8 protein-coding genes are annotated in these 3,593 nt (G+C 49.3%); 6 read left to right on the forward strand and 2 right to left on the reverse strand.

The window, feature by feature from the left end; translation table 11 throughout:
- Window positions 1–48 precede the first annotated feature (48 nt).
- On the forward strand, window positions 49–258 hold the full coding sequence (locus B5E84_RS20030) for a hypothetical protein (protein WP_087226687.1): 210 nt from the start codon (window positions 49–51) through the stop codon (window positions 256–258).
- A gap of 65 nt (window positions 259–323) precedes the next feature.
- Window positions 324–1,094: a hypothetical protein gene (locus B5E84_RS20035; RefSeq protein WP_087226690.1), complete on the forward strand. Its 771-nt coding sequence runs from the start codon at window positions 324–326 to the stop codon at window positions 1,092–1,094.
- A gap of 157 nt (window positions 1,095–1,251) precedes the next feature.
- On the opposite strand, the gene B5E84_RS20955 is transcribed toward B5E84_RS20035, so the two are convergent.
- Window positions 1,252–1,428 (reverse strand): hypothetical protein, encoded by a 177-nt coding sequence (locus B5E84_RS20955; RefSeq protein WP_204248634.1) that lies wholly within the window; start codon window positions 1,426–1,428, stop codon window positions 1,252–1,254.
- A gap of 85 nt (window positions 1,429–1,513) precedes the next feature.
- The gene (locus tag B5E84_RS20040) at window positions 1,514–1,741 is read right to left on the reverse strand and encodes a helix-turn-helix domain-containing protein (RefSeq protein ID WP_087226693.1); all 228 of its coding nucleotides are present in this window, start codon (window positions 1,739–1,741) and stop codon (window positions 1,514–1,516) included.
- A 145-nt stretch (window positions 1,742–1,886) separates the two neighbouring features.
- Between B5E84_RS20040 and B5E84_RS20045 the strand changes: the two genes are divergently transcribed.
- The 4 genes from B5E84_RS20045 to B5E84_RS20060 all read left to right on the forward strand — a co-directional run.
- Window positions 1,887–2,261 carry a hypothetical protein gene (locus B5E84_RS20045; RefSeq protein WP_087226696.1) on the forward strand — a complete coding sequence of 125 codons (375 nt, stop codon included), beginning with the start codon at window positions 1,887–1,889 and terminating at the stop codon, window positions 2,259–2,261.
- A 26-nt stretch (window positions 2,262–2,287) separates the two neighbouring features.
- Complete coding sequence (locus tag B5E84_RS20050; protein WP_087226699.1) at window positions 2,288–2,539, forward strand: hypothetical protein; 252 nt, start codon at window positions 2,288–2,290, stop codon at window positions 2,537–2,539.
- Complete coding sequence (locus tag B5E84_RS20055) at window positions 2,536–2,826, forward strand: hypothetical protein (RefSeq protein WP_087226702.1); 291 nt, start codon at window positions 2,536–2,538, stop codon at window positions 2,824–2,826. Before B5E84_RS20050 ends, B5E84_RS20055 begins: the two co-directional genes overlap by 4 nt.
- A gap of 99 nt (window positions 2,827–2,925) precedes the next feature.
- The coding region (locus B5E84_RS20060; protein WP_143469293.1) for a recombinase family protein at window positions 2,926–3,593 on the forward strand (668 nt) is incomplete at its 3' end.

Here is a 3,593-nt window from a genome sequence, read left to right on the forward strand (position 1 = left end):
GGGCCAACTCCAAAACCAAACCATAAAATGAAAAAAGGAGAACAGACTATGAAGAATTGGAAACCGATCAATGTAAAGGACATTCCCGCTATTGAGGAGAAGTTGAAGGCAGCCATCCGCACCAATACCTTTGCTGAATTTGCAGCTCAGTACGAAGGCCCCGCATTCGGCATTGATTTTCACGAGGAGACCGGAAAGGTAACCATTCATTCCGGATGGTACGCTGACAAGAATGGAGATATCCGTCCGAAGAAATAAGACCGGTGCAGCAATATTACAGGCCTGGGAGCGATCCTGGGCCTTATTTCGTTTTAGGAGGTAATATGTCAGATAAAAGAAAAGCCGCCGGCCTGGCGGCGTTCTGCGAGAGTAAAATCGGAACGCCCTATGTATATGGGGCAAAGGGAGAGATTCTGACAGAGGAACGTCTGCAGCTCCTTAAGCGGCAGAATCCATCCGTGTACACCAGCGCCTATATGGCGAAAGCCCGGAAGTATATAGGCCAGCGTTGCACCGATTGCAGTGGCCTGATCAGCTGGTACACCGGCATCATCCGCGGCAGCTACAACTACCACGACACTGCGGATCAGCGTGTGGCCATTGGCGCCCTGGATGATTCCATGGTTGGCTGGGCTCTCTGGAAACCCGGCCATATTGGTGTGTACATGGGCGATGGCTATTGTATCGAGGCCAAGGGCATCGACTACGGGACAATCAGGAGTCGAGTGTCCGCTACAGCCTGGCAAAAAGCACTGAAACTCCATGACATTGACTACAATGTTGAGCCTGTCTACACAGAAGGGTTCAAGCGTGCCGCAGACGGCCGCCGCTGGTGGTATCAGTATGCGGATGGCAGCTACGCAGCCAACGGCTGGTACTGGCTCACTGAGGCCACCGGCGGCACATCCGGCTGGTATCTGTTCGATGCCGAAGGCTATATGCTCACCGGCTACCAGCAGGATCCCGCAGGAGAATGGTTCTTCCTCTGTCCCGACGCCGGCATCCACGAGGGCCAGTGCATGATCACCGACGCCCGCGGGGTACTGCGGATCGCCGGGCAATACGATTTCCGAAACCACTGCTACATCGTTTAAACGATGTGCCATAAGGCAGCAGTTTCAGTCCCCGGACTAGCATGAAAAAAACAGGCGGAACCGGTTGCGCCGGCGTCCCGCCTGTAGTATACTATGGATGTGGGGAGCGGTGGCAAGCCCGCCCTCCCTGTTTCCCAGAGCCGTGAGGCTCTTTTTTTTAAATGTCTAGGTCTTCGGTTACAATCCCCATAGCCTCCAGTTTTGCTTTGGTCGCCTTGATCTGGTAGGCTATTTCTTTGTCCTTGTCTGCTGCGGCTTTGATCCGCTGTAAGTCTGTGTACTGGTCGATCAGTATTGCGATTTGTTCCTTCTCAGTCATATTCTCGTTTACCATGCCCTTTCATCCTTTCTCGTTAGAGCCTTGCCATCCCTAACTGTCTTTATTATATACTAATATTAGTATAATGTCAATAGTTTTTTCAGTAATATTTTATTTTTTCTTCGTCAGTCGGAACCACTTCGATAATGTCGCCCGGCTGTTTCTTGCACATAATACAGATTTTATTTAGGGTCTCCAGGGTGATGCTTTTCCCGGCCTTTATGTTTGTCATAGTTTGGCGCGGTAAAAGGTTCTCTCTCTGTATGCGCGTCTGGTTGAATCCGTGCTTGCTTAACTCCGCAAAGATGTCTATCTTATACTTTATCATTTTTTTCCACCTCCTTATATATAAGGTAACATTTGCTGTCTTTTTTGTCAACATGATTATACTAAAATTAGTTTAAAAAACTATTGACATTATACTAATATTAGTATATAATTAAATCATCAAAGGAACGGAGGAGAGAAAAAAAATGAAAAAATATGACTTAAGAAAAATCATGAAAAGAGCCTGGCTCTTGGTAAAGGAAGCGGGGATGAGCATTTCCTCCGCTTTGAAAAAAGCATGGAGGGAGGCTAAAGAAATGACAAAAGAAAAATTTAATAAATGCGCGAAAGTGCTCATGCCTGGATACGATAAGGCTTGTTGCACTGATAGTGCATACCTGTACTTTTCTTTATGGGAAAAGTTCGGAAAATCGAGAATCTATGTGAACGACTATAAACGTCGGACGCTTGGATTCATTGACAAAAACACCAAAAAGGTCACAGAGTACGACCTCTGTGGCGTATACCGGTCAGAATTTGAAGGCGTCTTGAAGGCGTTCTTCGAAACGTATGAGTTCTAATCCGGAGGTAGAAAGGAAAGAAGAATATGGAAGAATTGGAGTTAGCCGTTAAACTGCTGAACATGAAGGGGTGGAGGCTCAACCCGGAGGAAGTAACACTCAACCGTGCCGGGAACGTGGTTTATATTGTGAGCGGCACCGGTGAGATCGTAGACGAATGGCCGGAGGATGACGCGACTGCCTACATGGTGGAGGTAGACCCGGAGACCGGTGCAAGCCGTCACCGTGGAGCTGGTGCCGGATGCTTTTGGACGGAATGGGAAGGAGAAGATGAATGAAAGCGATTGAAAGAAGAAAAATTGAGAATGCCGTGAGAAAGGAGTACAAGGCGGCTAGAGAGTGGTGCCAGGCAGATGGTCGGAGGTATTACCGACTGATGGTTGACACGGAGGATGGAGACATCTGGAGCGATGTCTTCCTATCCTGTGAGAGCTGGAAGGTCTACCACAGTGAGACCATTCAGCGTCTGTCCTGGGACGAGGGCATAACCGTGGAGGAGCGGGAGGCCGAGTATGTTGAAGATGCCATCCGACTACTGGAGGCCGCCGGATGGACAATAGAATAAACGGCTGTGTAACTCCGCGAAAAGTATAGCACAGCCGTTACCCCACAACGAGGCAGTCATATTATAACATGGCTGCCTCAAAGAGACAAGGAGGCAGCCATGAAAAAAGAATGTAATGTAGTAGCTATATATATCAGGGTGAGTACCCTGGATCAGGCCAGAGAGGGATACTCCCTGGATGCCCAGGAGGCAGCTCTGCGCAAGTGGTGCGCAGAGCACAAGTATGAGGTCTATGACCTGTACGCCGATAGGGGGGTTAGTGGAAAGGACATAGACCACCGGCCGGATATGCGCCGACTGATGAGAGATGCGAGAGATGGAAGATTCGACGTCGTATGTTTTTGGGCGCTCAGTCGGTTCACGCGATCTGTACAAGACCTGTATGATACCATGACAAAATTTCAGAAGTGGGGAGTATCAATGGTATCTTATACAGAGTCTTTCGACACGTCAACCCCGATGGGGCGCGCCATGATCGGGATCGTGGGCGTATTTGCGCAGCTGGAACGGGAACTGACTGGAGAACGGGTCTCCGCTGCGCTGCTGACGCGTGCAGAGCAGGGGAAACGCACCTGTAGTGAAATCCTGGGATATGACAAACTGGGGAAAGACAGCTTTCAGATCAACCAGAAGGAGGCAGAATACGTACGTTTCTGTTTCGATAGATACCTGGAACGGAAAAACCTTTCCGAAGTCGCTGCATTGTGCCGGGAAAAAGGGTTTCGGGGAAAACGCGGGAAAGTCCCGGAGGCCTATACTATATCTGT

This window comes from Lachnoclostridium sp. An14, assembly GCF_002160755.1.
In the GTDB taxonomy this organism is placed as follows: domain Bacteria; phylum Bacillota; class Clostridia; order Lachnospirales; family Lachnospiraceae; genus Lachnoclostridium_A.